Below are 25,253 nucleotides of genomic sequence, written 5' to 3'. Positions count from 1 at the left end.
CTCGAAGGCCGCTCCGGGGACCGGCCGGCACCGCCACACCACCGCCGCCCACCGCCTCGTGCCCCCGGCCCGGAGCCGCCCCGAAGCTCCTGCTAGCTGTTCAGGTGGCTCCCGATCGCCAGGAAGGCCTGGACGAGGGGGACCTGGGGGACGGCCGGGGAGACGATCTGGGAGGCGTAGTGGACGACGACCAGGTCCAGCGCGGGGCAGATGAAGAGCCGCTGGCCGTGGATGCCGCTCGCCATGAACGAGCCGTACGGGTCGTTGGGGATCCACCACAGGTCGTGGTACGAGAGGGTGGCCGGCGCGTCGGCGGGCGCGGCGGGGAAGCGGACGCGCCGGGGATAGCCGTCCGGGACGCCCGAGACGATGGTCGAGGCGACGGCCTCGGGGATGACCTGCCGGTCGCCGACGGCGCCGCCGCAGCGGATCATCTCGCCGAGCCTGGCCACGTCGCGCGCGGTGGCGCTGAACCCGCCGCAGGCCGCCTCGGTTCCCTCGGCGTCGACGATGTAGTAGGCGTCCTCCTCCGCGCCGAGCCGGGTCCAGATCGTGTCGGACAGGTGCGCCGAGGTGGTGGTGCCGGTGACGCGGCGCAGGACTTCGGCGAGCGCCTCGACGTTGCCGTTCTCGTAGCGGAACTCGGCGCCGGGCGCACCGGTCGCCCGGGCCGTCGCGAGGTGCTCGCGGATACTGGCCGGCCCGCTGTAGCCGTAGGGCCGCAACTGGGGTGCCAGGACGGCGAAGTAGCGCTGGGCCTCCAGTGCCTTGTCGTAGCGGCGGCCGGCGTAGCTCACCCGGGTGCCCATGTGCAGGAGGTGGTCGACGGTGGCCTCGCCGAAGGCGGTGCCCGCGAGTTCGGGGACGTACTTCACCACCTCGGTGCCGCGGTCGAGCCGCCCCTGGTGGATGAGGACGGCCGCGAGCAGACCGAGGTAGGACTTCGCGGCCGAGGCGTTGAAGTGGGGCACGTGGGGTTCGTAGCCGTGCAGGTACTGCTCGTGGACGATCCTGCCCCGGTGCAGGACGAGCAGGGCGTCGGTCTCGGCGGCGGCGAGCAGTTGCCCGAGTCCGAGCGTGCGGCCTCCCGGTCCGGTGAAGGCGAGGCCGTCGAGGGCCCCGGGCGGTGCGGTGGGAAGGTCCCGGGGGCCGCCGCGGCCCCGCCAGACGGCGCGGCTCGGAACGGTCTCCCGCCCCGAGGTCGTGTGGCGGCGGGCCCAGGTCGGATCCGTGAATCCGCGGGCCCAGGCCAGGTCGGACAGGGGCGGCATGGCAGTCATACGGCAGCTCCGCTCTCTCAGGCGTGCCTTCCAAGGGTCGTTACCGTACATCGTGTTCAGTAAATCGACCAGGGCCGCCCCGGGGCGCGGAGGCGGAGGCGGGCCCGCCGGTGCGCGGACGAGGCCTACGGCACCAGGTCCAGGGCCCCCGGGGCGTCCGAGGGGGCCAGTCCGGTGGCCCACACCCGCCCGTAGACGGACAGGTCGCGCAGGTGGGCGGTGATCTCGGCGGCGCTGTAGCCGGTACCGCCCTCCACCCACCAGGACAGCAGGCCGACGAGTTCGCCGGTCCACGCCCGCGCGACGAGGTCGAGCGGGATCCGCGGCGTCGCCCCGAGCTGCGCGGCCCGGTCGCGGAACGCGGCCTCGGCGCGCCTGCGGATGAGCTCGGTGAACTCCCGCAGCGCCCGCCCGTCGCCCTCCCCCCGCAGGATCACCTGGTAGACCGGGCGCTCCTGCTCGGCGTGCTCGAAGATGTACTTCACCGGCAGCCCCGTGAACCCCTGGGCGTGCGCCTGCCGCACCGCCGGCAGGAGGCGCTCGCGGTCCTCGGCGAGGTCGCGGACGATGCCGACGAGCAGGTCCTCCTTGTCGCGGCAGTGCGCGTAGAAGGTGGCGCGGCCGACGTCCGCCCGCTCGGTGATGTCCTCGACCGTGATCGCCTGGAACCCCTTCTCCAGGGTGAGTTCGACCAGGGCGCGGCGCAGCGCGGCGCGCGTGCGGCGGACGCGGCGGTCTCCTGCGGGCTTCGTGTCCACGTTGTCTTCCTTCTGCTCCGGACCGTTGACCTGACCCTAACGCTGCCCTTAGGTTGCCGGACACCAAACTACTTTCCGAACAAAGAGTTCGGAATCCCTGTGGAGGTGCCCATGAATCTCGGGCGGTACGTACGCCGGACGGCCGGCCATCACCCGGACGCCGAGGCCGTGGTCTGCGGCTCGGTCCGGCTGACCTACGCGGAACTCGACGACCAGAGCGACCGTCTGGCGACCGCGCTGCGCGGGATGGGGCTGGACAAGGGCGACCGCGTCGCGACGCTCTCGGCCAACCGCGCCGAACTGGTCGTCACCGAGGTGGCGCTGTACAAGGCCGGACTGGCCCGCGCCCCCGTCAACGCCCGCCTGGGCGACGGCGAGGTGGCGCACCTGCTCCGCGAGTCCGGGGCCCGCGTCCTGCTCACCGACGCCGGCCATCTGGAATCGGCCCGCGCGGCGGTCCCCGGGTCGAGCGTGGAGACGGTGCTCTGCTACGACGGCCCCGGGGAGCTGGGCCCGGGCTACGCGCGGACGCTGGCCGACACCGCCCCCGACGCGGTCGACGTCGAGTGCGACGAGCGGGACACCGCCGTCCTCCACTTCACCTCCGGCTCCACGGGCCGGCTCAAGGCGGCGGTCCAGACCTACGGCAACCGGCTGGCCCTGATGCGCAAGTCGGTGATGAACGCGGACACCCGGGTCGGCCCGGGAGAGCGCCAGATCCTCGCCGGCCCCGTGACCCACGCCTCCGGCATGCCCCTGATGGGCGTGTTCTTCGCCGGCGGCTGCGCGATCGTGCTGCCGCGCTGGGACGCCGAGGAGTTCCTCGCCACCGTCCAGCGCGAGCGCGCCACCCACGCCTTCGTCGTACCCACCATGGTCAACACGGTGCTCGCGCTCCCGAACGCCCGCGACTACGACCTCTCCAGCCTGCGCCGGCTGGTCTACGGCGCCGCGCCCATGTCCCCGGCCCGCATCCGCGCCGCCTGGGACCTGTTCGGGCCCGTGCTCTCCCAGGGGTACGGGTGCGGGGAGACCACCTCCGGCGTCCTGTTCCTCTCCACCGAGGACCACCGTCGGGCGATCGACGGCGAGGACGAGGAACTGCTCCTGTCCTGCGGGCGCCCGGTCGCCGAGGCCGACGTCCGGATCGTCGACGACACCGGCGCCCGGGTGCCCGACGGCGCGATCGGCGAGATCACCGTCCGCGGCCCCGACGTCGTCCCCGGCTACCACAACGAGCCCGCGCTGACCGCCGAGTCCTTCCGCGACGGCTGGTTCCTCACCGGAGACCTCGCCCGCCGCCGCTCCGACGGTTACGTCTTCATCGTCGACCGCAGGAAGGACATGATCATCTCCGGTGGGTTCAACATCTACGCCGTCGAGGTGGAATCCGTCCTCCACCAGCACCCGGACGTCTACGAGGCCGCCGTCGTCGGCGTCCCCGACGAGCAGTGGGGCGAGGCCGTCAAGGCCGTGGTCGTCCTTCGGAACGGGGCCGAGCTCACCGAGGCGCAGCTCGCCGAGTTCTGCTCCGAGCGCCTCGCCCGCATGAAGAAGCCCCGCTCCGTCGACTTCGTCACCGCCCTGCCCCACAACCCCAACGGCAAGATCGACCGCCGCGCGATCCGCGAGCCGTACTGGGCGAACGCCGAGCGCCGCGTCCACTGACCCGCCTGCCGCAGCAGCAGCAACACCACCAGGAACAGGAACCGCCCCGTGCCCTACACCCTCACCCCCTCCTACGACGACAACCCCCGCCTCCAGGACCTGGTCGTCCGGCTGCGCGGCTACCTCGCGGACGAGCTGATCCCCTACGAACGCGAGCACGGCATCACCCCCGAGAGCAAGCTCGACCGCGCCACCCTCGAACGCGTCTGGAAGCGCAGCACCGAACTCGGCTTCTACGGCATCAGCCTGCCGCCGGAACTCGGCGGACAGGGCCTGACCCTCACCGAACTGTGCGCCCTGAAGGAGGAGCTGACCGCCTCGGGGGCCGCCCTCTCGCATTCCGTCCTCGGCGACATGGGCGGGCCGCTGCGGGTGGGCGCCATCGTCAAGTACGCCACCGAGTACCAGCTGGAGCGCTACCTCCTGCCGGTGATCCGCGGCGAACGCGCCTGCTGCTTCTCCCTCACCGAGCAGGACGCCGGCTCCGACGTCCGGCGCATGACCACCACCGCCACCCCCGACGGCGACGGCTACGTCCTCAACGGGCACAAGGTCTTCAGCTCCGCCGCGCCCTTCGCCGACTTCGCGATCGTCGTCGCCCGGATGGCCGGCACGGACGAGGCCTACAGCGCCTTCCTGGTCGACCTCGACACCCCCGGCTGCCGAGTCCTCGACGGCGAGGTCCCGATGTCCGGCCAGCAGATGGAGGGAGACCTGCTCCTGGAGGACTGCCGCGTCCCGGCGGCCAACCTGCTCGGCGCGATCGGCGAGGGCCTGCGCATCGGCATCGGCCGCGTCACCCTCAACCGGCTGCTGCACTGCCCCTCGCTGATCGGCGCCGCCCGGCGCGCCTGGGACCTCTCCGTGGCCCACTCCAAGGACCGGATCGCGTTCGGCCGGCCGCTGCTGGCGCTCCAGGCCATCCAGCACAAGCTCGCCGAGATGGCCACCGACATCTACGCGGCCCGCTCCATGGTCATGGCCACCGCCGGCCGCGCCGACAGCGGTGCGAACATCGCGGTGGAGGCCAACATGTGCAAGCTGTTCACCTCCGAGGCGTGCTTCCGCGTGGCGGACCAGGCCGTCCAGATCCACGGCAAGGCCGGCCTGACCCGAGGTCACGAGGTCGAGCAGATCTTCCGAACCCTGCGGATGTTCCGGATCGTCACCGGGACCACCGAGATCCACAAGAACGCCATCGTCAAGGCGCTCGTCTGACCGACGCCCTCACGGAGTGCGGGGCCGCCGACCACGCGCCCCGCACTCCCCGCGCCCCCGCGCTCCCCACCGGTGCGACCGCGCCCGCCGACGTCACGACCCCCTGCTCCACCCCCACCCGCAGGAGTCACCCATGGCACCCCGCCCCATGGCACCTCGCCCCCTCGCGCCCCCGCTCGACCGCACCGGCGCCCCGGCCACCGACCCCCCGTACGACCGCCGCCGTGCCTGGCTGATCACCGCCATGATCGTCGCCTTCATGGTCATCAACTTCGCCGACAAGTCCGTCCTGGGCCTCGCCGCCGTCCCGATCATGGACGAGCTGGACATCGACAACAGCACCTACGGTCTGGTCTCCAGCGCCTTCTCCCTGCTCTTCAGCCTCTCCGGCCTGCTCGTCGGCTTCCTCTCCACCCGGATGTCCAGCCGGACGCTCCTGTTCGGCATGACCCTGCTGTGGGCCGTCGCCCAGCTGCCCGTCCTGCTCGCCGCCACGGTGCCCGCGCTGATCGCCGGGCGCGCCCTCCTCGGCGCCGCCGAGGGGCCCGCCGCCTCGATGTCCATGCACGCGCTGTACAAGTGGTTCCCCCCGCACCGCCGCGGCCTCCCGTCGGCCCTGCAGATCGGCGGCGCGGCCCTCGGCACCCTCATCGCGGCACCCGTCCTCACCTGGCTCATCACCGGGTACGGCTGGCGCTCGGCCTTCGCCGCCCTCGCCGTCGTCAGCGCGCTCTGGGGCCTGCTCTGGTGGCGCGTCGGCCACGACGGCCCCTTCGACCACGCCCGGGCCGCCCCCGCCGCCGACGGCACACCGGCAACCGGCCCGCACCACCTGCCCTACCGCCGGCTGCTCACCACCGGCACCGTGCTCGGCAGCATCTCCAGCGCCTTCGGCGCCGCCTGGGCGCTCTCCCTCAGCCAGGCCTGGCTCCCCTCCTACCTGCGCACCGAACTCGGCATGAGCCCGAGCGCCGCCGCCACCACCATCAGCGCCGTCTCCGCCTTCAGCCTCGTCCTGCTGCTGACCGTCTCCCCGCTCATGGACGCGCTCAAGTCCCGTCGTGTCTCCAGCCGTTGGTCAACCGGAGCCGCCCAGGGAACGGCGGTCTGCGTGGCCGGCTGTGCGATGGCCGCCTTCCCCTTCGCCGACGCCGCCGTACCCCGCCTGCTCCTGATCGCGCTCGCCTTCGGCACCGTCGCCGTCGCCATCCCCCTGCACTACATGACCGCCGCCGAGGTCGTCCCGACCGCCCAGCGAGGCGCCCTCTTCGGCATCGTCGCCGCCACCGGGACCCTTCCCGGGCTCCTCGCCCCCTTCCTCACCGGCCGCCTCCTCGACACCGCGGGCGATCCCGGCACGGGCTACCGCACCGCCTTCCTCATCGCCGCTCTCGTGATGACGGTGGCGGGAGCGATCGCGCTCGTCACCATCCGCCCCGAGCACGACGCCCGACGCCTGGGCCTGGGACCGGAACAGGCACCGGGCCCGAGCACACCCGGACGCCCCGGACGCCCCTGACGGCCGCGGCCCGCCGGGGTGGGCCGCGCGACTCGGGCCTCGGAGCCGTGCGGTGGGTCCTCGAACGGACCGGCGCCCGGATTCCCCGCCGGCGGCAGGTCCCCGGTATGCCAGCTGGCCGTTTATCCGATGTCCAGCGGCCGGGTGCACCATCGGCGGCCACGGCGGAGAGAGGATCGCATGGACCGCACTTCCCCCTCGGTAGCGCGCCGGAGCCTGCCGGCAGCCCTGCGGCGGGCGGTGTACGCCGCCCGCCGGGCCGCCGACTCGGTGGCGGTTTTCGAGGATGCCGTCCCCGCACTGGCCCGGGCCCTGCCGTTCGACCTGTGGGCCGGCGTGCTGCTGGATCCGGTCACCCTGCTCAACATCGGCGGCAGCTTCCGGCACGGCGTCAGCGCCGAGTGGATGCCCCGGATGCTGGACATCGAGTACCGGGTGGGCGACGCCAACCAGATGCCGCACCTGTCACGGATGAGCACTCCCGTGGGCAGTCTGATGTCCGCACTGGACGGGCGCCTCGACCGCAGCGTGCGCTACCGGGACATCTACCGCCCGCTGGGGCTGGCGGACGAGATGCGGGTCCTGCTGCGGGACGCGGGCCGGGTGTGGGGCGCGCTGGTCCTGGTCCGCGCCGCGGACCGTCCGCCCTTCTCCCAGGCCGAGCTGGATCTCGGCGGCGCCCTGACCGATCCCCTGGGGCGCGCACTGCGACGCTCGCTCGCGGCCCCGGCCGGCGGGCCCACCGTCAACCCGGCCGCCACCGGGCCGAACACACTGACCCTGCTGTCGGAGGAGTACTCGGTCGTGTCCCAGAGCCCGGGCGCCGAAGCCCGGTACGGCGAGCTCACCGAGGCCGGCGCGCACGGGACGGGCCTGCCGGCCTCGGCCTACGGCGTGGCCGCCGCCACCCTGCGGAGCGAAACCGGGGGCAGCCGGGTGTGCGTGCCGACCCGCGGCGGCGGCCTGGCCGCCATCGAGGGCTGGCGGCTCGACACCGCCGACGGCACCCGGGTGGCCCTGAACATCGGCCCGGCCATGCCGTCGGACCGGATCTCCTCCTTGATCCAGGCCTACGGACTGACCCCGCGCGAGTGCGACATCCTCGCCCACGTACTGCGGGGCAGCCCGACCGCCGAGATCGCCCACCACCTCGCGTTGTCCCCCTACACCGTGCAGGACCACCTCAAAGCGGTCTTCGACAAGACCGGGGTGCGCTCGCGCAAGGAGCTCGCGGGTCAGATCTTCTTCCGGCACTACCTCCCGGAGCTCTCCCTCACCGACGGACCTCGGTGACCCGCCCCGGGCCGTCGGCGCCCGTCGCACGGGCAGGGCGGCCACCGGTGCGGGCGTCCCCGAAGGCGGGCGCCCGCACCGGAACCGGGATCAGACGGTGTTCGTGAAGTTCAGGTTGAGGGTGGCCCAGTCCTTGCCACCGTTCTCCCCGTTCTTCAGGTACACGGTGTAGGGCAGCGACTGGCCGGCCGGGACCTGGAAGCGCAGGCCGGTGACCTCGTCGTCCAGGTCGGTGGTCCGGTCGTTGGTGCCCTCGAAGAACAGGGCGTCGAGACCGAACTCCAGGGTGCCCGCAGCGTCGATCACGGTCGCGAAGGCGTGCAGCTCGACGCGGATCTCGCCGCCGCAGTACGTGCGCCACCACTCGTAGGGGCCCGTCGAGGTCTCCGTCCAGTTCACGGCCTCGATGTCACCGCGGCAGTACGTGCCCGCCGACCACCCCTCGTCGTCGCGGATCGTGAACGTCCCACTGATGACGGCCTTGCGCTGGAGCCCGGCGACGGAGGTCTGCCCGTCGGCGGACGCGGGCGCCGCGACCGCGGAGACGGACGGTGCGACGACAGCCCCCACCAGCAGGGCCGAGACGGCCGAGGCGCGCGCCAGAGAACCGAAGTGCTTCCTGAGGAACATGAGTTGATCCTTCCTCGTGTTGTGGACACCGGGCCCGGGAGAGCCCCGGGCCGGTGCACCCCACACTGGTCGCGCGCCGCGGCGGCGAACATCCCAGAAGTCTGGTGGGAAGCCTCCGGAGCGCGGAGGGGCTGACACGAGGCTCGGACACGTCGGTGGGCGACCACGCGGCGGGCCGGTTCGAGGAAGGACCGTGGAACTCAGGTGTGCGCGACCACCAGGAACTCTCCGTCGCCGGAGCCGACGGGTTCGCGGTGCCATCCACCGTAGATCCGCTCGACGGTGAAGCCCGCGTCCCGCAGCGAGGCCCGGAGGTCGTGCTCGCCGCGGAAGGCGAGCGTGCCCGTGCTCAGCAGTTCCCCGCCGTCGGCGAAGCGGTAGTACTGGGAGAAGCTCACCACGCCGGGCCGGTCCTCGGTCACGTCGTTCCACAGCGCGACCTCGCGGCCGTCCGGCAGGGTGACGTGGCGCAGCGACTCGGCCGGGGTCCACTCCTCCCATTCCCGGGGCCGTGGGTCGCGGGCGTCGAAGACGATCCGGCCGCCCGGTACGAGGCTTCGCCGCAGGTCGGCGAGCACCTCCGCCCACGCTTCGTCCGTCACGAAGAACTGTGCGACATGGCTGCTCATGACGGCCACGTCGAAGGCCTCGGCGGGAAGGTCGCGCGACGTGCCCTCCGTCCAGGTCACCTTCTCGGCGCCGGGTTTGGCGCGGGCGGCGTCGAGCGACGCCGCGGCGGGGTCCACTCCCGTCACCGTGTGCCCGGCGGCCGCGATGCCGAGGGCGAGGCGGCCCGTGCCGCAACCCAGGTCAAGGACACGCAATCGCGCGGCCCCGGCCGGTTCCTCGACGATCGAGAGGAAGAAGTCGTCCCGGTACGACCAGGGAAACTCGGCGTCGTACACGGCCACCAGCAAGGGATCACGGAACTCGGCGTGGAGCATGACCGGATCGTAGACGGACCGTCGTCCGGGCCGCCACGCATTATCCGCTCCGCCCCGGGGCGCTGCGCGACGTACGGCCGAAGGCGGATGCCACGAAGTGCCCGCCTCCGCCCGCGCGGTTAGCGTGAGGACGCAGCCGACTCGGCGGCCGGATTCCCGCGCCCGCCGCGGCCGGACCCGTGCAGCGAGAGGATCCTCCGCAGATGGCTTTCGTGACCACCGAGGACGGCCCGTCGATCTTCCACAAGGACCGGGGCAGCGGCCGGCCGCCGAACGGTGGCGCCGGGGATCCGCAGGCCGCGTTGGTGGCCGACCACGGCTTCCGGGCCGTCGCCCACGACCGGCGCGGGCACGGCCGCTCCTCGCAGCCGTGGCATGGCAACGACCTCGACACCTACGCGGACGACCCGGCCGAGCCGATCGTCAAGGACTCGACGTTCACGGTCTAACGGAGGGCGGCCATGCCGATCGACCAACCGGAGTTCGCGGCCGAGCGGCGGCTCCGTGACCTGCGCGCCGAGTTGACCCCGGCGGACGAGGCGGATCCCGCCGTCGTGACCGGGTTCGCGGCGGGGCGGGGGCGGCTCGCGGTGCTCGCCGAGCTGGCGGCGCAGCAGGAGCGGGTCATCGCCTCCGACCGGCGCAGTCTGCTGCTGCTCGCCACCCGGTGCGCCGACGGGCCGCTGGGCGCGTGGTTCGCCGGGCTGGCCGAGGGCGAGAGCGCCGCGCTGCGCACGCTGCCCGCGCTGGCGGCCGCCTGCGGTCCGGCCCCCGCCGGACCGACCTACACCGGGCCGGCCCCCGCCGGTGCGCCGCTGCCGGGGTGCCAGGCCTATCCGGCGTACCTGGCCTGGCTGGCGCTGAACGGGCGGCCGGCCGCCGTCGCGGCGGCGCTGGTGGCCAACTTCGCGGCCTGGGGCGGGTACTGCGCGACGCTGGCCGGGGCGCTGCGGCGGTTCCACGGGTTCGGCGAGGAGGCGTGCGCGTTCTTCGACTTCTTCGCGCGGCCCGCGACCGCGCTGGAGCGGGCGGCGGCCGAGGCCCTCGGACCGGCGGGGCTGACCGCCGGTCCGGAGCTCGACGCCGCCCGCGAGTACGGCCGGCTGCTACAGGCGTACGAGCGGCTGTTCTGGAGCACGCTCGCCGAGTTGCCCTGAGCCGCGTCCGGGCGCGGGAACGGGAGCCGGGCTCACGCCTGCCAGTGCGGCTTGCCGCTGACCATCCGGCAGGTGATCACCCGGCCGCCGGCCTCGTGGGTGCTCTTGCCGAGGTCGTCGTCGCGGCAGAACTGGCCGGCCTTGTAGCAGTTGCCGGCGTTCGACTTGATCTCGCAGTCACCGGTGGCCGCCGCGGCCTTGGTCTCGGCGGGTGCCGGGTCGGGGTCGGTCGGCGGCTGGGCGGTGGTCACCTTGGGCTGCGGCTCGGCCTTGGTGGGCGTCGGCTGCGGCTTAGGGGTGGTGGCGGCCTTGGTCGGCTGCGTCTTCGGCGAGGCCGCCGCCGGGGCGGTCGGCGCGGGCGCGGCGGCGGTCGGCTCCGGTGCCGGGGGCGCCGGCGGCGGCGTCTGGACGGGCTCGGCGGGCGGCGTGGTGGCCACCGGCGCCGGCGGCGCCGGTGCGGGCGCGGCCGGGGTGGTGGCCTCGGTCGTGACGGCGGGCGAGGAGACCGCGGCGGTGGCGGTGTCGCCCGTGGTGGGGTCACAGCCGGTCAGCGCGAGGCCGACGGTGAAGACGAGTCCGGCGACGGCGGCCAGGCCGCGACGACCGCCGCGCATCCGTGAAGGCATGGACGTGAACACTCCGTTCCGATTGGAAGAGGTTCGTGATTCAACCAGGCCTGCCATACGATCCGTCCATACTTCAAACACTTGTAAGCAGATCGAGATCTGATGATCACGGAACGTCGATCAACGGACTTTTGTGATCACATGCCACCGGGAAGGCCGACAGCTCTGGCCCCCTCAGCGCCGCTTCCTCAGCCACAGGACCACGACCGCGACCACCGAGGCGGCGACAGCGGCGAGGACGGGGCCGCCGACGGTGACGAGCCGCTGGAGGGAGGTCGCCGCGGCGTATCCGGTGCCGGCTTCGGCGGCGGCCCACAGCCCGGCGGCGCAGGCACTGTAGGAGGCGATGCTCCGGTAGGGAAGGCCGGTGGCGCCGGCGAGGTGGGGGGTGAGGGTGCGGACCATCGGCAGGAAGCGGCCGAGGAAGACCGCCCGGCCGCCGTGGCGGGTCATGAGGCTCTCGGCATGCTGCCAGGCGGTGGCGGGGATGCGGCGGCCGAGGCGGCCCGCGCGCAGGCGTTCGCCCAGGATGCCGCCGGTGCGGTGGGCGAGGTAGTCGCCCGCGAACGCCGCCGTGGCGGCGGCCGCGATCACGACGGGCAGGCTGATGGTGCCCGCGCGGGCCAGGGCGCCGGAGGTCAGCAGCAGGGCGAGGGTGGGGGTGAACGCGCCCAGCAGCAGGACCGACTCGGCGCAGACGGCCAGGGCCAGCACCGTGTACACGGCGATCGGTGGCAGGCGGCCGAGGGTGTCGGTCAGGAAGTTCACCGCCGGGCACCGGTCTGCTCACCGGCCTGCTCACCGGTGGCCTCGGGGCGCCGCAGTTCCCAGACGTGCGCCGGAGGCACATTGGCGAGGATCGTCCAGCGGCCGGTGGCGTAGCGGCGCCGGTAGGCGGTCGTGATCTCGTCGACGGCGGCGTGCCGGCGGGCTTCGGCACGGGAGGCGAACAGGGCGCGGGCCCGGCGGGTACCGAGGTAGGCGAAGTAGGAGAGGGTGCCGCCGGGGTGGAGCAGCTCCAGGTAGCGGGCCATGATCCGTTCGACCCGGTCGGGGGTGAAGTTGGTCAGCGGCAGGCCGGAGATGATGACGTCGTAGCGCCGGTCGGTGTCCAGGTCCTCCAGGCAGGCCTGGCGCACGGTGACCAGGGCGTGCCGGGCGGCCGTGGCCGGACGGGCGTCGACGAGGTCGTGGAGCCGGGCGGCGAAGCGGGGGTTGGCCTCGACGAGGTCGAGGCGGCTGCCGTGCGGCAGCTGGGGCAGCACGGCACGGGTGACCGCACCGGTGCCGGCGCCGGCCTCCAGGACGGACAGCGGGCGCGGGGCCCGGACGCGGATCGGGTCGGTCACGGTACGGGCCAGGGCCTTGCCGCTGGGGGCGACGGCGCCGGTGGTCCGCAGATCGCGCACGGCCTCCCGCAGGAACGCCCAACCGTCCGTACGGCTGAGTGTCGTGAAGGGGCCTCGGTCCGCGGCCTGCCGGTCGGCCCGGTCGGTCCGGTCGGTGTGGTTCATGGATTCGACGGTAGGAACCGGCGGATCGCCCCGGTACGGCCGTTGTGCGACGCGTTCCCCCGACGAAAGTAGGGGGGAACGCCCATCGTCGCGGCGTCAACGACAGCACCGCCGAGGCGGCGGCGAAGCGAAATCCCTTTGCCCGGCCGTCCCACGTGGTTCGACACTGAGGCCGTGCTCGGATTCATCAGGACCGACAACGAAGCCCTCGTCTCGTGCCTGGGCGACCCGCAACGCGCCGTAGCGGCCTACCGCGAGCTGCTGCGGCGCAAGGAGGACGCGCTCGGCGCCATCCGCGCCGGACTGTCCCACGAAGCCGCAGCCGTACGAGAGGGCTGCTGCCGACTCCTGGACCACCTGGTCGACACCGACTCGATGGGCCGACTCATCGCCATGGCCGACGACCCCGATGCCCAGGTCAGGACCGCCGCGTTCCACGCTCTGGCCTGCGACCGGTGCAAGGGCGACACGTGCGCACCCGGCGCGGACCAGGTCCTCGAACCCGCGCTGCAGCACCTGGCCACCGACCCCGACCCCCGGGTCCGGGCCATGGCCGCCGAGCTCGTCGGCAAGTTCGCCCACACCCATGCCCGAGCCGTCGCCGCCTTGCAGACGTCCTGTGCACAGGACCCGAGCCCGGCCGTCCGGAAGAAGGCAGGCTGGTTCGTCCCAGGCGGCACCATCTACGAACGGACCGTCCCACGCGCACCCAGGTAGCGGGACAGCCCTTCCGGCAGGAGGCTCGCCGGATCCGACGGGCCGCGCTTGTCCTCGGTGTGCACCAAGCGCGGTTCGGCGCCGTCCCGATGGCGCTTGGAACGTCCATACACCGACACACGGTCACGGTCGCGCCCTCGACGCGTCCGGCACCATGATCCTGACACCGATGACGAAAGGTGGTGGCCACCCATGACCGCCGATTGGCAGTGGGACGACACCCTGTTCGCGGGCACCGCCACGTACTACCGGCAGGGCCGACTGCCGTACGCCCCGGGCCTGGTGGCCGCACTCGCCGAGGCCCTGCGGCTGGACGGCCGGGGCCGCCTCCTCGACGTCGGCTGCGGGCCCGGCACGCTCGCCCTGGACCTCGCCGGCCACTTCGCGGAGGTGGTCGGCGTCGACCCGGACGGCGGGATGATCGCCGAGGCCGAACGAACCGCTGTCGAGCTGGAGTTGAAGGGGAATTCGCACTGGATCCAGGCACGCGCCGAACAACTGCCCGACGGCCTCGGCGAGTTCACCGTCGCCACGTTCGGCCAGTCCTTCCACTGGATGGACCGCGCACGCGTGGCGGCCCGCGTGCACACGCTGCTGCGCCCCGGCGGAGCACTCGTCCACCTCTCCGACCTCAAGTCCGAGTCGCGCCCCACCGAAGGGCTCCCCCACCCGCCGGTCCCGCACGCCGCCATCGCCGAGCTGGTGCGCAGCCACCTCGGCCCGGTACGCCGCGCCGGCCAGGGCTTCCTCCCCCACGGCACCCCGGCCGGCGAGGCGGCGGTCCTCACCGCCGCAGGCTTCGGCGACCCCCGACGCCTCGTCGTCCCCGGCGGCCAGGCCCTCACCCGGACGACCGACCAGGTCGTCGCCGGAGTCCTCTCGCTGTCCTCCTCCGCGCCCCACCTGTTCGGCCCGCATCTCCCGGCCTTCGAGGCCGACCTCCGCCGGCTGCTGCACGACACCTCACCCACCGGCCTGTTCGCGGAGCGCCAACCGAGCACCGAGGCCTTCATCTGGCAGCGGTGACCAGCCGGTCCACCCTCACGCCACGCCCTCCGAAGGGTCGAAGGCCGGGCCGATCTCGCACCAGACGATCTTCCCGATGCCGTCCCGAGGACAGCAACCCCACTTCTCCGACAGTGACTTGACGAGGAGCAGGCCGCGCCCGGACTCGTCGTCCCGATCGGCGCCCCGGAGGAGCGGCGCACGGTCACCGCGCGCGTCGTGCACCTCGATGCGCAACCGGACCGGATCGGCGGAGAGCTCCAGCAGCACACGATTGTCATACGGGGACCCGTGCACCACCGCGTTGGTCACCAGCTCGCTGACGAGCAACAGGCCGGCGTCGATGAAGCGTTCGCCGCCGACGACGCCACCGAGCAGCCGTTCGAGGCATCGGCGCGCCTCCGCCGGCGACCTCCGACTGCGCGGCAGCCAGCAGCTGACGCTTCGGGCATTTTCGGGAAATCCGGACATGGAGGAGCCACCTTCCGCACAGGAGTTCCAACCGTGGCGACCGAGACGGGGCCCGAAGGCGTCCGTCGGTCAGCCGTGAAGCGCAAGCAAGGCAGGACATCGGACGAGTCGGTCACAATGAGTCATACACTCGTCACGGTGAGCATGAGGCAGGCGAGGGCCTCACCGCAAGTCATTTCGGGCACATCTGAAAACTTTCACTCTTTAGTGCAAGGTGCCTTCTCTGGAGTCGAGTTGGCGGTGGCGAAGCACCGCCGCGACCGTGCACACTGGTCTACGCACCACTCAGGAGGGGCTACAGACATGGCAATTGCCGTGCCGGCCGTGCGCTACCGGCGCATCGCGGCAGAACTGCGGAGGCTTCGCGAGCTGAGGAACCTGTCGGCGGAGGAAGTCGCCGATCAGGTCGACGGCGTCAACCTGGTGAAGCTGAGCAGATACGAGAACGCCCGGGTCCAGCTGAAGCCCGACGTCGTCCGTGCACTCCTCGACTTCTACGAGTGCGATCCCGATCTCAAGGAAGTTCTTGTCGAGATCCTTCGGGACAAGCGTCGACCTGGCTGGGTGGCAGGCTTCGAGCAACTGAACCCGCTCTACACGGATCTGATCCGCCTCGAAGAGACGGCAGCGGGCGTCAAATCCTACGAGTCCGCTTACATCCCTGGACTGTTGCAGACCCGTCAGTATGCCCACGCCATCATCTCAAGTGGTGTCATCGAGAGCCCCAGCGTCGAAGAGCGGGTCGACGTAAGGATCAATCGGCAGTCCGTCCTGACGAGAGCCGAGAATCCGCTCAAACTCTGGGCGGTGATCCACGAGTCCGCCCTGACCATGGGCGCTCCGGCGGGCGTGATGGCCGATCAGCTCGACAAGCTGGTTCAGTTCAGCAGGCTCCCGAACGTCACCGTCCAGGTCATGTCGGCCATGGCACCCCCGCACCCCGGGATGACCGGCCCGTACTCGCTACTTGAGTTTCGGCAGCGCGACCTCGACCTCGTTCTCCTGAGCGGCCTGTTCGGCGGCAACTGGGTCGAGGACCCTGGCCACGTGGACATTTACCGGACCGCCTTCGACGAGATCATGGCGACCGCGCTTGACCTCGACCAATCGCTCAGCCTCATCGCAGAGAAGAGAGACAAGCTCAAGTGACCCATTTCCCCGTCGCATCCGCCCTCCCTGTGCAGTGGAAGAAGGCGCGCGCCAGCGACCCGAACGACAATTGTGTCGAGTGCGGGGAACTGAACGACGCCACCATGGTCCGTGACAGCAAGGATCCCCACGGCCCCGCACTCGCCTTCTCCGGCGATGCGTGGCTCGCCTTCATGGCCGGCATCCGTGCCGGCGACTTCGCCGCCCACCGCTGACCCACACTCCGCGGCCCCGCACCGAGCCGGTGCGGGGCCTTTTCATTCACCGTTACCGTACGAATCGGTAATAGGCCCGCGATAGCAGAAAGTATGCAGGGCCCGACTCTTGAAGCCGTATCTCCGGAGTGTGAGACTGCAAGAAAGAAATAACCTGCCGAGGAGGTGGGCATTGTGGCGCTGCAAGCGAGTTGGGTCCACGGGAACGCCATGGTGGTGGAGAATCCCGAGAACCTCAGCCGCAACGGGCACTTCGGGTGGGGTGCCGATGTGGACATCACTCCCGGGAAGACCAGCTGGTTCCACATCGCCGTGCCGACGCCGGTGATCGTCAACGACGTCCGGACGAACCTGGTCAGGGTCTTCATCCTGTTCAGGACCGACGTCGGATTCGGCCGGGTCACCCGGCTCCACGTCTGGGACGGCTCCGGAGGACCTCTCCAGCAGTTCGAGAACCTCGCCTTCGAGGGCGAACACCGCACCGGGCTGGACGGTCAGAACACGTTCACCCTCGACCAGCCCCACTCGGTGGCCTTCGGGATCGGAATCTCCTTCTTCGTCGTCGCGGCGATCGGGTTCGACAGCCCGATCGGCCCCTCGCGTCTGATCCTCGGAACGGCGGGCGGTGATTTCACGACCTGACCAGCAGTCAATCCCGGCCGCTCAGTAAACCAGCGCCGAGCGACGCTCGAAGACCTCCGGGCGCGCGCGGTCGAGGGCCGTGGCGACCGCGCCCAGCAGGACGGCCTCCTCGCCGAGGCGGCTCGGGGCGAGGGTGGGCCGCATCGGGCTGAGGCGGTCCAGGGCCTGCCCGAGGGGGTCGAGCAGCAGGTCGGCGCTCGCGCCGATGCCGCCGCCGAGGACGATCAGGTCCGGGTCGAGCACCGCCGACAGCACCGCGACGGCGTAGGCGAGTTGGCCGGCCGCGCGGTGCACGGCGGTGGCGGCCAGCGGGTCGCCGGTGCGGGCCGCGTCGAAGACGTCCTTGGCCGTCAGCGGACCGGCCAAGCCGAGGTCGAGGGCCGTGCGGACGACTGCGTCGGCCGCCGCGGCCTGCTCGACGGTGCCGCCCGGCGTCCCGTCGGTGTGCGGCGGGAGCGGCACCAGGCCCACCTCGCCCAGCGCGCCGTGCGCGCCGACCAGCGGTTCGCCGTCCTTGACCACGCCGACGCCGAGGCCGGTGCCGACGAGCACGTAGGCGAACATCCGGCTGCCGCTCCCCCGGCCCGCGCCGAGCGTGTACTCGCCGAGCGCGGCGAGATTGGCGTCGTTGCCGACGGTGATCGCGGTCGCCAGTCCGTCCGCTATCCGGTCGAACAGCCCGGGTCTGCCCCAACCCGGCAGGCTGGTGGCGTACCGCACGCCGCGCCGTTGCTCGTCCCAGACGCCGGGCGTGCCGATCACCGCGTGCACGATGTCCGCCGCCGCCAGGCCGGCCTCGGTGGTGGCCTCGCGGGCCGCGGCCACGACCGCGTCGGCCACCGCGTTCGCCGTCCGCCCCTTGTTGGGGACGTCCCGGCGGGCCACGATGTGCCCGGCCAGGTCGGCGACGGCGACCCGCAGCCGGGCCCGGCCGATGTCGACGCCGAGGACGTGCCCGGCGAGCGGGTCGGGCTCGTACAGGACGGCCGTACGTCCGCGCTCGGGGATGAACCGCCCCGCCTCGCGGGCCAGCCCCGCGTGTTCGAGGGCGGCCAGGGCGGTGGAGACGGTGGGCTTGGACAGGCCGGTGTCCCGGGCGAGCTGGGCGCGCGAGGACGGGCCGCCGAGGCGCAGCCGTTCGAGCAGCAGCCACTCGTTGTTGCTGCGCAGCCGCTGCCGGTTCCACGGCTGCGCCGGCGCGGGGCCCGGCGGAACGGTGGTCGGCAGGTCGCGGCTCATCGGGTCCTCCGGTGTCGGGCGCGGTCTCGGGCGCGGTCCCGGGGCGCGCAGGTCGGCGCCCGGGCCTGGGCACCAGCCAGTATGACCGGTTGTCACGCCGCTCATCGGCGGGATTTCGCGCGCGCGGACGAACCCGGAGGGGGGAAGGGAGTGGGGGCGGCGGGGGCGGTAGACGTCACGCTCCTCTTGCCACTCTCAACGTATAGCGCACGGGGGGCCTTGCCGCAAGGCCCCGGTCCTGGCGCACAATCGTCGACCGAAGCCGGAACCGGACCCCTTGGGAGTTTCACGAGTGCCTTCCCCTCTGTCGGAATCGCGGATCGGAGCCGCCGCCATGACCCCCCTCGCCACCAGCGTGTTCGACCTCCCCGACCGCCTCTGCGCCAAGGCCGACCCGGCGCTGGTCGCCCAGGACGAGCGGCACTTCGCGGCCGTCGCGGCGAGCCTGGAGCAGGCGGTCACCGAGGTCTGCGACCGGCTCGACGCCGCCCGGCGGGCCCCCGGCGGCGCCGGCCGGGCCGCGATGGACCGGGACCTGGAGGTCCACCGCCTGACCGGCCGCCTGCGCGCGCTGCGCCGCTTCGGCCTGGACCTGTGCCTGGGCCGGATCGTCCCGGCGGACGGCGGCGCGCCGGTGTACATCGGCCGCCTCGGTCTCACCGACAGCGAGGGCCGCCGGCTGCTGCTGGACTGGCGCTCGCCCGCCGCCGCGCCGTTCTTCGCCGCCACCCACGCCGACCCGACGGGCCTGGCCAGCCGCCGCCGCTACCGCTGGACGGGCGGGCGGATCACCGACTTCTGGGACGAGGTGTTCGCCGCCGAGGGGCTGGAGGGACATGCCGCGCTGGACGACCAGTCGGCGTTCATCGCCACCCTGGGCGGCAGCCGTTCGGCCCGGATGCGGGACGTGCTGGCCACCATCCAGGCGGACCAGGACGCCATCGTGCGGGCCGGCTCGCGCGGCGCGCTGGTCGTCGACGGCGGCCCGGGCACCGGGAAGACGGTGGTCGCGCTGCACCGCGCGGCCTACCTGCTCTACTCCGACCCCCGGCTCGGCCACCGGCGCGGCGGCCTGCTGTTCGTCGGCCCGCACCAGCCCTACCTGGACTACGTCGGCGACGTGCTGCCCAGCCTGGGCGAGGAGGGCGTGCGGACTTGCACCGTACGGGACCTGGTCGCCGAGGGCGCGGGCGCGGCGGTCGAGCGCGATCCGGAGGTGGCGCGGCTGAAATCCTCGGCGGACCTGGTGCGGGCGGTGGAGCAGGCGGTGCGGATCTACGAGGAGCCGCCCACCGAGGGGATGGCCGTCTCGACGGACTGGGCGGACCTCTGGCTCAGCGCCGAGGACTGGGCCGAGGCCTTCGCGGCGCCCGATCCGGGCACCCCGCACAACGAGGCGCGCGAGCAGATCTGGGCGGAGCTGGCCGAGCTGCTGCTGGCCAAGCTGGACGGCGGCGACGAGATCCCGGTCGAGACGTTCCTGCGCTCGCTGCGGCGGGACGAGGAGTTGGTCGCCGCCCTGCACCGCGCCTGGCCACTGCTGGAGGCCGCCGACGTGGTCGGCGACCTGTGGACGGTGCCCGCCTACCTGCGGCTGTGCGCCCCGTGGCTCGCCCCCGAGGAGGTGCGCCGGCTGCAGCGCGCCGAGGCGCAGGCCTGGACGGTGTCCGACCTGCCGGTCCTGGACGCGGCGCGCCGGCGGCTCGGCGATCCGGAGGCGGCCCGGCGCAGGCGCCGCCAGGAGGCCGCGCTCGCCGCCGAGCGGGACCGGATGGCCGAGGTCATCACGGACATCCTGGCGGCCGACGACGACGGCGAGGGGGCGGTCGCCATGCTGCGCGGCCAGGATCTGAGGGACACCCTGGTCGACGGGAGCTCGCTGCCCGCCGCCGCCCCGGACCGGCTGGCCGGCCCGTTCGCCCACATCGTGGTGGACGAGGCCCAGGAGCTGACCGACGCCGAGTGGCAGATGCTGCTGCTGCGCTGCCCGTCGCGGAGCTTCACCATCGTCGGGGACCGCGCCCAGGCCCGGGCGGGCTTCGCGGAGTCCTGGCAGGAGCGCCTGGCGCGGATCGGCCTGGACCGCACCGAGGTCGCCTCGCTGAGCGTCAACTACCGCACCCCCGAGGAGGTCATGGCGGAGGCCGAGCCGGTCGTCCGCGCCGCCCTGCCGGACGCCAACGTGCCCGTCTCGGTGCGCCGCAGCGGGGTGCCGGTCGTCCACGGGAGCGTCGCGGAGCTGGACGATGTGCTCGGCGGCTGGCTGGCGGCGCACGCCGAGGGCACGGCGTGCGTGATCGGCGACGCGGCGTCCACCGCGAGGTTCGCGGAGAGGCTCCGCGGGACGGACCGGATCCGCTCGCTCACGCCGCAGCTGGCCAAGGGGCTGGAGTTCGACCTGGTCGTGCTCGTCGATCCGGCGTCCTTCGGCGAGGGCGTCGCGGGCGCGGTCGACCGCTATGTCGCGATGACCCGGGCGACCCGGCAGCTCGTCGTCCTCACCGGCCCCGACCGGTGACCGTGTGCTGGTCGCAGCCCGTCCGCGGGGGCTGCGACCAGCACCGTCGGAGCACGTCCTAGCAGTCGGGAACGGTCGTGCCGTTGTTGTCCTTGGCGGTGTCGTTGCCCCACCGCGAGAGGTAGAAGGCCGACACCCACTGGCCGCTGGAGCCGACGTCCGGATCGGTCTTCAACCACCAGTGGTTGACGCTGCCGCCACTGGACACCTCACGGCCCCACGCCTTGCAGTACACGTAGCTCGTCCCCTGGTACAGCGTCCCCGTGCCGGCCGTCGACGTCGGGGAACCGAACACCGGCGCGTTCGCGAAGGTGTCCACCCAGTACTTGCCAGTGGCGGGCGCGCCGCCACCGCCGCCCGGGCAGTCGGGAACGGTCGCGCCGTTGTTGTCCTTGGCGGTGTCGTTGCCCCACCGCGAGAGGTAGAAGGCCGACACCCACTGGCCGCTGGAGCCGACGTCCGGGTCGGTCTTCAGCCACCAGTGGTTGACGCTGCCGCCGCTCGACACCTCACGGCCCCACGCCTTGCAGTACACGTAGCTCGTCCCCTGGTACAGCGTCCCCGTGGTGGCCGTCGACGTCGGGGAACCGAACACCGGCGCGTTGGCGAAGGTGTCCACCCAGTACTTGCCGGTGGCGGGCGGCGGCGTGGTCGGCGGCGTGGTGGAGGAGCCGCCGGACCCGTAGAGCCGGATGGCGCCGTAGTAGTCGCCGTGCGAGGAGAGCGCCGCCACCTGGACGTAGCCGCCGGAGTAGGGGGCCTCGACGATCCAGCCCTGCCCGAGGTACATCGCGACGTGGTGGATGGTGGAGGCGGTGTTGCCGAAGTACACCAGGTCGCCGGGGAGCAGCGGCCCGGTCCCGTCCGCCCGGTAGTAGCGGGCGACGGCTCTGGAGGTCGGCCACTGGGTGCGGGTGGTGCCGTTGATGACGTCCTCGCCGACCGCGAGGTCGTAGGCGTAGCGGACCATGCCGGAGCAGTCCAGGCCGCGGACGTTGCAGTCGTCGGGCGCGCCGTTGGCGGGGTCGCAGAGCCCGTAGGTCGGGCCGGGCTTGCTGCCGTGGCCGCCGCCCCACGAGTACGGGGTGCCGATCAGCCCGCAGGCGGCGCGGACGGCGGCGGTGGCCTGCGGCGCGGCTCCGGTGGAGAGCGCACCGCAGGCGGGCGCCGCCTGGGCCGCTCCGGCGCCGGCGAAGAACACCCCGACCGACACCAGCAAAGACAGCAGGGCTGCCCACCGTAACGGGGCGGTCAGCCGAGGGGACAGGAGGTTTACGCGCGTAGTCATAGCCCCGCATCGTTCCAGCGGCGCCGACGGCAGGTCAATGATCATTAGGTGAACATGACGACACCTGCTTCACACCTCCCACCCGAGCCGTTGGCCGCGACCCGACCGGCGCGGGCTCAGGCCACCCAGCCGGCCGTGAGGTGCTGGACGGCCGAGCCGTCGAGGTCGGCGAGCTTGGTGGCGACGAAGGCGCGGGCCCGGTCGGAGGTCTGGAGCCGGAACGGCGGCCGGTCGGCGCTGAGCGCGGTGATCACGGCCTCGGCGGCCTGCTCCGGGGTCTGCGCCTGGCCGAAGGCGGCCCGGGTGCGGGCCGCGTAGGCGTCCAGGGCGGGGGCGTACGGGCCGGCGGCGGCCAGCAGGGCGGGCAGGTCGATGCCCTGGCTGGCGACGAACTCGCTGGCCACGGCGCCGGGTTCGACGACCGAGACGGCGACGCCGACGGTGGCGGCGACCGGGGCGAGCGACTCCATGAACCCCTCGACGGCGAACTTGGCGGCGCAGTAGGCCTCGTTGAAGGGCTGGCCGACCACACCGCCGACGCTGGTCACGGTGACCACCCGGCCGCCGGTGGCCCGCAGGTGCGGCAGGGCGGCGCGGGTCACCTCGACCACCCCGAAGTAGTTGACCTCCATCGCCTCGCGCACGGGGCCGAGCCCGTCCTGCTCGACGGTGCCGACCCGTCCGGCGCCCGCGTTGTTGACCACGGCGTCGAGCCGGCCGTGCCGGTCGAGCAGGCCCGCCAGGCAGTCGGCGACGGAGGGGGCGTCGGTGACGTCGAGCCGGGCGACTTCGACCCGGCCGGCGACGCCGGCCGCCTCGGCGGCCTTGAGCAGCGCGCCGGAGCGCCCGGTGTCGCGCATGGTGGCGACGACACGGAACCCGGCGCGGGCGGCGGCCACCGCGGCGGCCAGGCCGATGCCGCTGGAGGTGCCGGTGATGAGGACGATCCGGTCGCTGGCCATGAGGGCTCCTTCAAGCCGTTTTTTGTGTGCGTGCGCACACACCATAGCAAGATGCGTGCGCGCACACGCACAAAGGTAGGCTGATCGGCATGGCGCAGCGCACCGACCTCACCCTGGGAGACCTCACCGCCCGCGACCACGCCTTCTACGGCCTGGTCTGGGCCGGCACCACCCTGAGCACCCGGGTCGACCAGGCCCTCACCCGGGCCCATGACCTGCCGCTCTCCTGGTTCGAGGTGATGCTCTGGCTGCACGCCCAGGACCGGCCGGTGGCCGCCTCCGACCTGGGCGCCAAGACGCTGCTCAGCCGCAGCCAGGTCTCCCGGGTCGCAGACTCCCTCCAGTCACGCGGCCTGGTCGAGCGCGCCCCCTCCCCCACCGACGCCCGCTCGGTGCGGATCGCGCTGACGCCGGAGGGCCGGCAGCTGTTCGCGGCCGCCGACGCGACCCGCCGCGCGGCGCTCGCCGAGGTCTTCGACGACCGCCTCGACGACGCGGACATCGCCGCGCTGGAGGCCGTCTGGGCCAAGCTCAAGCGCCCCTCCGAGGCCTGAGCGCCGGGCGTACGGTCGCATTATCGGAAAGCTCTCGGATGGTCAAGCATCGACCACTCCGTGGGCGCGCCGCGCCCCAGGGCGTGATCATGGACCTATGCAGTTCCGGCACGGCGGCACAGGAGAGGGCGGCACCCCGGCGGGCGCGGACGATTCCGCGCTCGCGGCGGCGGCCGCGGCGCTCGCCGGGAGGGGCACCGGAACTACGGACAGTGATGGCCCGGACCTGCCGGGTGAGCTGCTCGCCGTCCTGCCGACCGGAGTGGCGCTGCTGGACGCCGAGCTGCGCTGGCTGTACCTGAACGCGGCGTTCACCACGGTCACCGGCCTGCGCCGGGCCGACCTGCTCGGCCGGCCGGCGGAGGCGACGGCGTTCGCGGGCGCCCTCGGCACGCTGCGCCGCGTCCTGGCCGACGGGCGGGACCGCGAGCACACCACCGGCGGACCGGACGGTCCGGGCGCGCCCGTGCCGCCCGGCCTGCGGGTGCGCTACCGGCCGCTGACCGCCGACGGACGCGTCACCGGGGTGGTGGTCGTGGTGCTGGACGACCCCGACCCGGCCCAGGAGCTGCGGCGCGAACTCGCCCGCGCCCGGACCCGCCTGGCCCTCCTGGAGGCCGCCGCCGAGCGGATCGGCACCACCCTGGACGTCGACACCACCTGCGCCGAGCTGGCCGCGTTCGCCGTTCCCCGGCTGGCCGAGCTGGCCACCGTCGACGTCCTGCCGCCGGACGCCGACGCCCGCAGCGGCCGCACACCGGGGCGGCGCTTCCACCGGGCCGCGCTCGACTGCGCGGACGCACTGCGGACGGCCGTGGACCGGCTGCCCCGCCCCGGCGAGTCGGTGCGCCACCGGGAGGGTTCGGTGGCCGCCCGCGCCCTGGCCGCCGGGGTCGCCGTGCTGGTCGCGCCGCGCACCGCCGAGGAGCTGGCCGAGGCGGCGCCCGACCAGGCCTCGGCGGCCGTGTACCGGGCCGCCGGGGTGGTCTCCCTGCTCGTGGTGCCGCTGACCGCACGCGGCAGGCTGGTCGGACTGCTGACCCTGGCCCGCACCGCCGGCTCCCCCGGCTACGGGCCCGACGACGCCGTGCTGGTCGGCGACCTCGCCGCACGGGCCGCCACCGGCATCGACAACGCGCGCCGCTACAGCCGCTCGCAGGGCATCGCGCTCGACCTCCAGCGCGCCCTGCTCAGCGAACCGGGCCATCCGCACCAGAACCTCGAACTCGCCTCCCGCTACCGGCCCTCCGGCAGCAGCTCGGTGGTCGGCGGCGACTGGTACGAGACCGTCCGGCTGCCGTTCGGGCGGACGCTGCTGGTCATGGGCGACGTGATGGGCCACGGCGTCGAGGCGGCCGTCGACATGAGCAGCTACCGCGCCACCCTGCGCGACGTCGCCGGGACGGACCTGCCGCCGCACCGGATCCTGCGCCAACTGGACGCCGTCATCGCCGCCAACGAGTCCGCCCGCCCGGCCACCTGCCTGCTCGCCCTCGCCGACCCGGGCCGGGGCCGGTGGACGTTCTCCAGCGCGGGCCACCTCCCGCCGGCCCTGATCGCGCCCGGCCGGCCCACCGAACTGCTGCGGATCCCCACCGGGCCGCCGCTCGGCACCGGGCTCGGCGGCTACCAGCAGGCCGTCCGCGACCTGCTGCCGGGCGAGACCCTGCTGCTGTACACGGACGGCCTGGTGGAACGGCGCGGCGAGGACATCGACGCCTCGCTCGCCCGCCTCGCCGCCCTGCGGCTGCCGACCGCCGGGCCGCTGGACGAGCTGCTGGACGCGGCGCTGCGCGGCGTCGGCCCGGCGCCCGGACGCCCGGCCGAGGACGACATCGCCGTCCTGGCGGCCCGGCCCCGGCCCCGACCCCAGGCGTAGGGCCGGT

24 protein-coding genes and 1 pseudogene are annotated in these 25,253 nt (G+C 73.2%); 14 read left to right on the top strand and 11 right to left on the bottom strand.

What is annotated here, in order from left to right:
• Nucleotides 1–92: 92 nt before the first annotated feature.
• Nucleotides 93–1,280: a serine hydrolase domain-containing protein gene (locus ACFCLZ_RS35665; protein ID WP_380282048.1), complete on the bottom strand. Its 1,188-nt coding sequence runs from the start codon at nt 1,278–1,280 to the stop codon at nt 93–95.
• Between the two features lie 125 nt (nt 1,281–1,405).
• Complete coding sequence (locus tag ACFCLZ_RS35660) at nt 1,406–2,038, bottom strand: TetR/AcrR family transcriptional regulator (protein WP_380282047.1); 633 nt, start codon at nt 2,036–2,038, stop codon at nt 1,406–1,408.
• 111 nt (nt 2,039–2,149) lie between these two features.
• Between ACFCLZ_RS35660 and ACFCLZ_RS35655 the strand changes: the two genes are divergently transcribed.
• The 4 genes from ACFCLZ_RS35655 (at nt 2,150) to ACFCLZ_RS35640 (ending at nt 7,736) form a co-directional block, all read left to right on the top strand.
• Entirely contained in the window at nt 2,150–3,706 is a 1,557-nt protein-coding gene (locus tag ACFCLZ_RS35655; protein ID WP_380282046.1) for a long-chain fatty acid--CoA ligase, read from the top strand.
• A gap of 48 nt (nt 3,707–3,754) precedes the next feature.
• A complete protein-coding gene (locus ACFCLZ_RS35650; protein WP_380282045.1) occupies nt 3,755–4,924 on the top strand; it encodes an acyl-CoA dehydrogenase family protein in 1,170 nt (389 codons plus the stop codon).
• A 148-nt stretch (nt 4,925–5,072) separates the two neighbouring features.
• Nucleotides 5,073–6,443 (top strand): MFS transporter, encoded by a 1,371-nt coding sequence (locus ACFCLZ_RS35645; RefSeq protein ID WP_380286383.1) that lies wholly within the window; start codon nt 5,073–5,075, stop codon nt 6,441–6,443.
• A gap of 180 nt (nt 6,444–6,623) precedes the next feature.
• Nucleotides 6,624–7,736 carry a helix-turn-helix transcriptional regulator gene (locus tag ACFCLZ_RS35640; RefSeq protein WP_380282044.1) on the top strand — a complete coding sequence of 371 codons (1,113 nt, stop codon included), beginning with the start codon at nt 6,624–6,626 and terminating at the stop codon, nt 7,734–7,736.
• Nucleotides 7,737–7,826: 90 nt separating this feature from the next.
• Here ACFCLZ_RS35640 and ACFCLZ_RS35635 read toward each other — a convergent pair whose 3' ends face one another.
• Both ACFCLZ_RS35635 and ACFCLZ_RS35630 read right to left on the bottom strand, forming a co-directional pair.
• Complete coding sequence (locus ACFCLZ_RS35635; protein ID WP_380282043.1) at nt 7,827–8,366, bottom strand: hypothetical protein; 540 nt, start codon at nt 8,364–8,366, stop codon at nt 7,827–7,829.
• A gap of 200 nt (nt 8,367–8,566) precedes the next feature.
• Nucleotides 8,567–9,310, bottom strand: coding sequence for a class I SAM-dependent methyltransferase (locus ACFCLZ_RS35630; protein WP_380282042.1), 744 nt, complete (start codon nt 9,308–9,310; stop codon nt 8,567–8,569).
• A gap of 203 nt (nt 9,311–9,513) precedes the next feature.
• Between ACFCLZ_RS35630 and ACFCLZ_RS35625 the strand changes: the two are divergent.
• Nucleotides 9,514–9,732, top strand: a pseudogene (locus ACFCLZ_RS35625) (alpha/beta fold hydrolase); the annotation flags it as partial.
• 39 nt (nt 9,733–9,771) lie between these two features.
• Nucleotides 9,772–10,467 carry a transcriptional regulator gene (locus ACFCLZ_RS35620; protein WP_380282041.1) on the top strand — a complete coding sequence of 232 codons (696 nt, stop codon included), beginning with the start codon at nt 9,772–9,774 and terminating at the stop codon, nt 10,465–10,467.
• Nucleotides 10,468–10,499: 32 nt separating this feature from the next.
• Here the strand turns inward: ACFCLZ_RS35620 and ACFCLZ_RS35615 are convergent, their stop codons facing one another.
• The 3 genes from ACFCLZ_RS35615 to ACFCLZ_RS35605 all read right to left on the bottom strand — a co-directional run bounded on the left by ACFCLZ_RS35615 (nt 10,500) and on the right by ACFCLZ_RS35605 (nt 12,607).
• Nucleotides 10,500–11,093: a hypothetical protein gene (locus ACFCLZ_RS35615; RefSeq protein WP_380282040.1), complete on the bottom strand. Its 594-nt coding sequence runs from the start codon at nt 11,091–11,093 to the stop codon at nt 10,500–10,502.
• Between the two features lie 174 nt (nt 11,094–11,267).
• Complete coding sequence (locus tag ACFCLZ_RS35610) at nt 11,268–11,861, bottom strand: DedA family protein (protein ID WP_380282039.1); 594 nt, start codon at nt 11,859–11,861, stop codon at nt 11,268–11,270.
• Nucleotides 11,858–12,607, bottom strand: coding sequence for a class I SAM-dependent methyltransferase (locus tag ACFCLZ_RS35605; RefSeq protein ID WP_380282038.1), 750 nt, complete (start codon nt 12,605–12,607; stop codon nt 11,858–11,860). Before ACFCLZ_RS35605 ends, ACFCLZ_RS35610 begins: the two co-directional genes overlap by 4 nt.
• Before the next feature lie 174 nt (nt 12,608–12,781).
• Between ACFCLZ_RS35605 and ACFCLZ_RS35600 the strand changes: the two genes are divergently transcribed.
• Nucleotides 12,782–13,324 carry a HEAT repeat domain-containing protein gene (locus ACFCLZ_RS35600; RefSeq protein ID WP_380282037.1) on the top strand — a complete coding sequence of 181 codons (543 nt, stop codon included), beginning with the start codon at nt 12,782–12,784 and terminating at the stop codon, nt 13,322–13,324.
• Nucleotides 13,325–13,516: 192 nt separating this feature from the next.
• Nucleotides 13,517–14,350, top strand: a complete 834-nt coding sequence (locus tag ACFCLZ_RS35595; RefSeq protein ID WP_380282036.1) for a class I SAM-dependent methyltransferase — start codon at nt 13,517–13,519, stop codon at nt 14,348–14,350.
• A 15-nt stretch (nt 14,351–14,365) separates the two neighbouring features.
• Here the strand turns inward: ACFCLZ_RS35595 and ACFCLZ_RS35590 are convergent, their stop codons facing one another.
• A complete protein-coding gene (locus tag ACFCLZ_RS35590) occupies nt 14,366–14,800 on the bottom strand; it encodes an ATP-binding protein (protein ID WP_380282035.1) in 435 nt (144 codons plus the stop codon).
• Nucleotides 14,801–15,103: 303 nt separating this feature from the next.
• Here ACFCLZ_RS35590 and ACFCLZ_RS35585 point away from each other — a divergent pair, with 303 nt between their 5' ends.
• From ACFCLZ_RS35585 to ACFCLZ_RS35575, 3 genes are all read left to right on the top strand, one after another.
• Entirely contained in the window at nt 15,104–15,949 is an 846-nt protein-coding gene (locus ACFCLZ_RS35585) for a helix-turn-helix transcriptional regulator (RefSeq protein ID WP_380282034.1), read from the top strand.
• Nucleotides 15,946–16,164: a DUF397 domain-containing protein gene (locus ACFCLZ_RS35580; RefSeq protein ID WP_380282033.1), complete on the top strand. Its 219-nt coding sequence runs from the start codon at nt 15,946–15,948 to the stop codon at nt 16,162–16,164. The genes ACFCLZ_RS35585 and ACFCLZ_RS35580 overlap by 4 nt, the downstream gene beginning before the upstream one ends.
• 174 nt (nt 16,165–16,338) lie before the next feature.
• On the top strand, nt 16,339–16,806 hold the full coding sequence (locus tag ACFCLZ_RS35575; RefSeq protein WP_380282032.1) for a DUF6623 family protein: 468 nt from the start codon (nt 16,339–16,341) through the stop codon (nt 16,804–16,806).
• A 21-nt stretch (nt 16,807–16,827) separates the two neighbouring features.
• Here ACFCLZ_RS35575 and ACFCLZ_RS35570 read toward each other — a convergent pair whose 3' ends face one another.
• Complete coding sequence (locus ACFCLZ_RS35570; protein WP_380282031.1) at nt 16,828–18,045, bottom strand: ROK family transcriptional regulator; 1,218 nt, start codon at nt 18,043–18,045, stop codon at nt 16,828–16,830.
• A 334-nt stretch (nt 18,046–18,379) separates the two neighbouring features.
• On the opposite strand from ACFCLZ_RS35570, the gene helR reads away from it, so the two are divergent.
• Nucleotides 18,380–20,563 carry an RNA polymerase recycling motor ATPase HelR gene (gene helR, locus ACFCLZ_RS35565; RefSeq protein ID WP_380282030.1) on the top strand — a complete coding sequence of 728 codons (2,184 nt, stop codon included), beginning with the start codon at nt 18,380–18,382 and terminating at the stop codon, nt 20,561–20,563.
• Nucleotides 20,564–20,621: 58 nt separating this feature from the next.
• On the opposite strand, the gene ACFCLZ_RS35560 is transcribed toward helR, so the two are convergent.
• Complete coding sequence (locus tag ACFCLZ_RS35560; RefSeq protein WP_380282029.1) at nt 20,622–21,776, bottom strand: C40 family peptidase; 1,155 nt, start codon at nt 21,774–21,776, stop codon at nt 20,622–20,624.
• A 191-nt stretch (nt 21,777–21,967) separates the two neighbouring features.
• The gene (locus ACFCLZ_RS35555) at nt 21,968–22,813 is read right to left on the bottom strand and encodes an SDR family NAD(P)-dependent oxidoreductase (protein ID WP_380282028.1); all 846 of its coding nucleotides are present in this window, start codon (nt 22,811–22,813) and stop codon (nt 21,968–21,970) included.
• Nucleotides 22,814–22,902: 89 nt separating this feature from the next.
• Between ACFCLZ_RS35555 and ACFCLZ_RS35550 the strand changes: the two genes are divergently transcribed.
• Nucleotides 22,903–23,367 carry a MarR family winged helix-turn-helix transcriptional regulator gene (locus ACFCLZ_RS35550; protein WP_380282027.1) on the top strand — a complete coding sequence of 155 codons (465 nt, stop codon included), beginning with the start codon at nt 22,903–22,905 and terminating at the stop codon, nt 23,365–23,367.
• 97 nt (nt 23,368–23,464) lie between these two features.
• Nucleotides 23,465–25,246, top strand: coding sequence for a SpoIIE family protein phosphatase (locus tag ACFCLZ_RS35545; RefSeq protein ID WP_380282026.1), 1,782 nt, complete (start codon nt 23,465–23,467; stop codon nt 25,244–25,246).
• Nucleotides 25,247–25,253: the final 7 nt, after the last annotated feature.

The sequence above is a fragment of the Kitasatospora purpeofusca genome, assembly GCF_042691725.1.
GTDB lineage: Bacteria > Actinomycetota > Actinomycetes > Streptomycetales > Streptomycetaceae > Kitasatospora > Kitasatospora purpeofusca_B.
The sequence above is the reverse complement of the archived record's forward strand: the minus strand, read 5'-3'. Positions and strand labels throughout refer to the sequence as shown.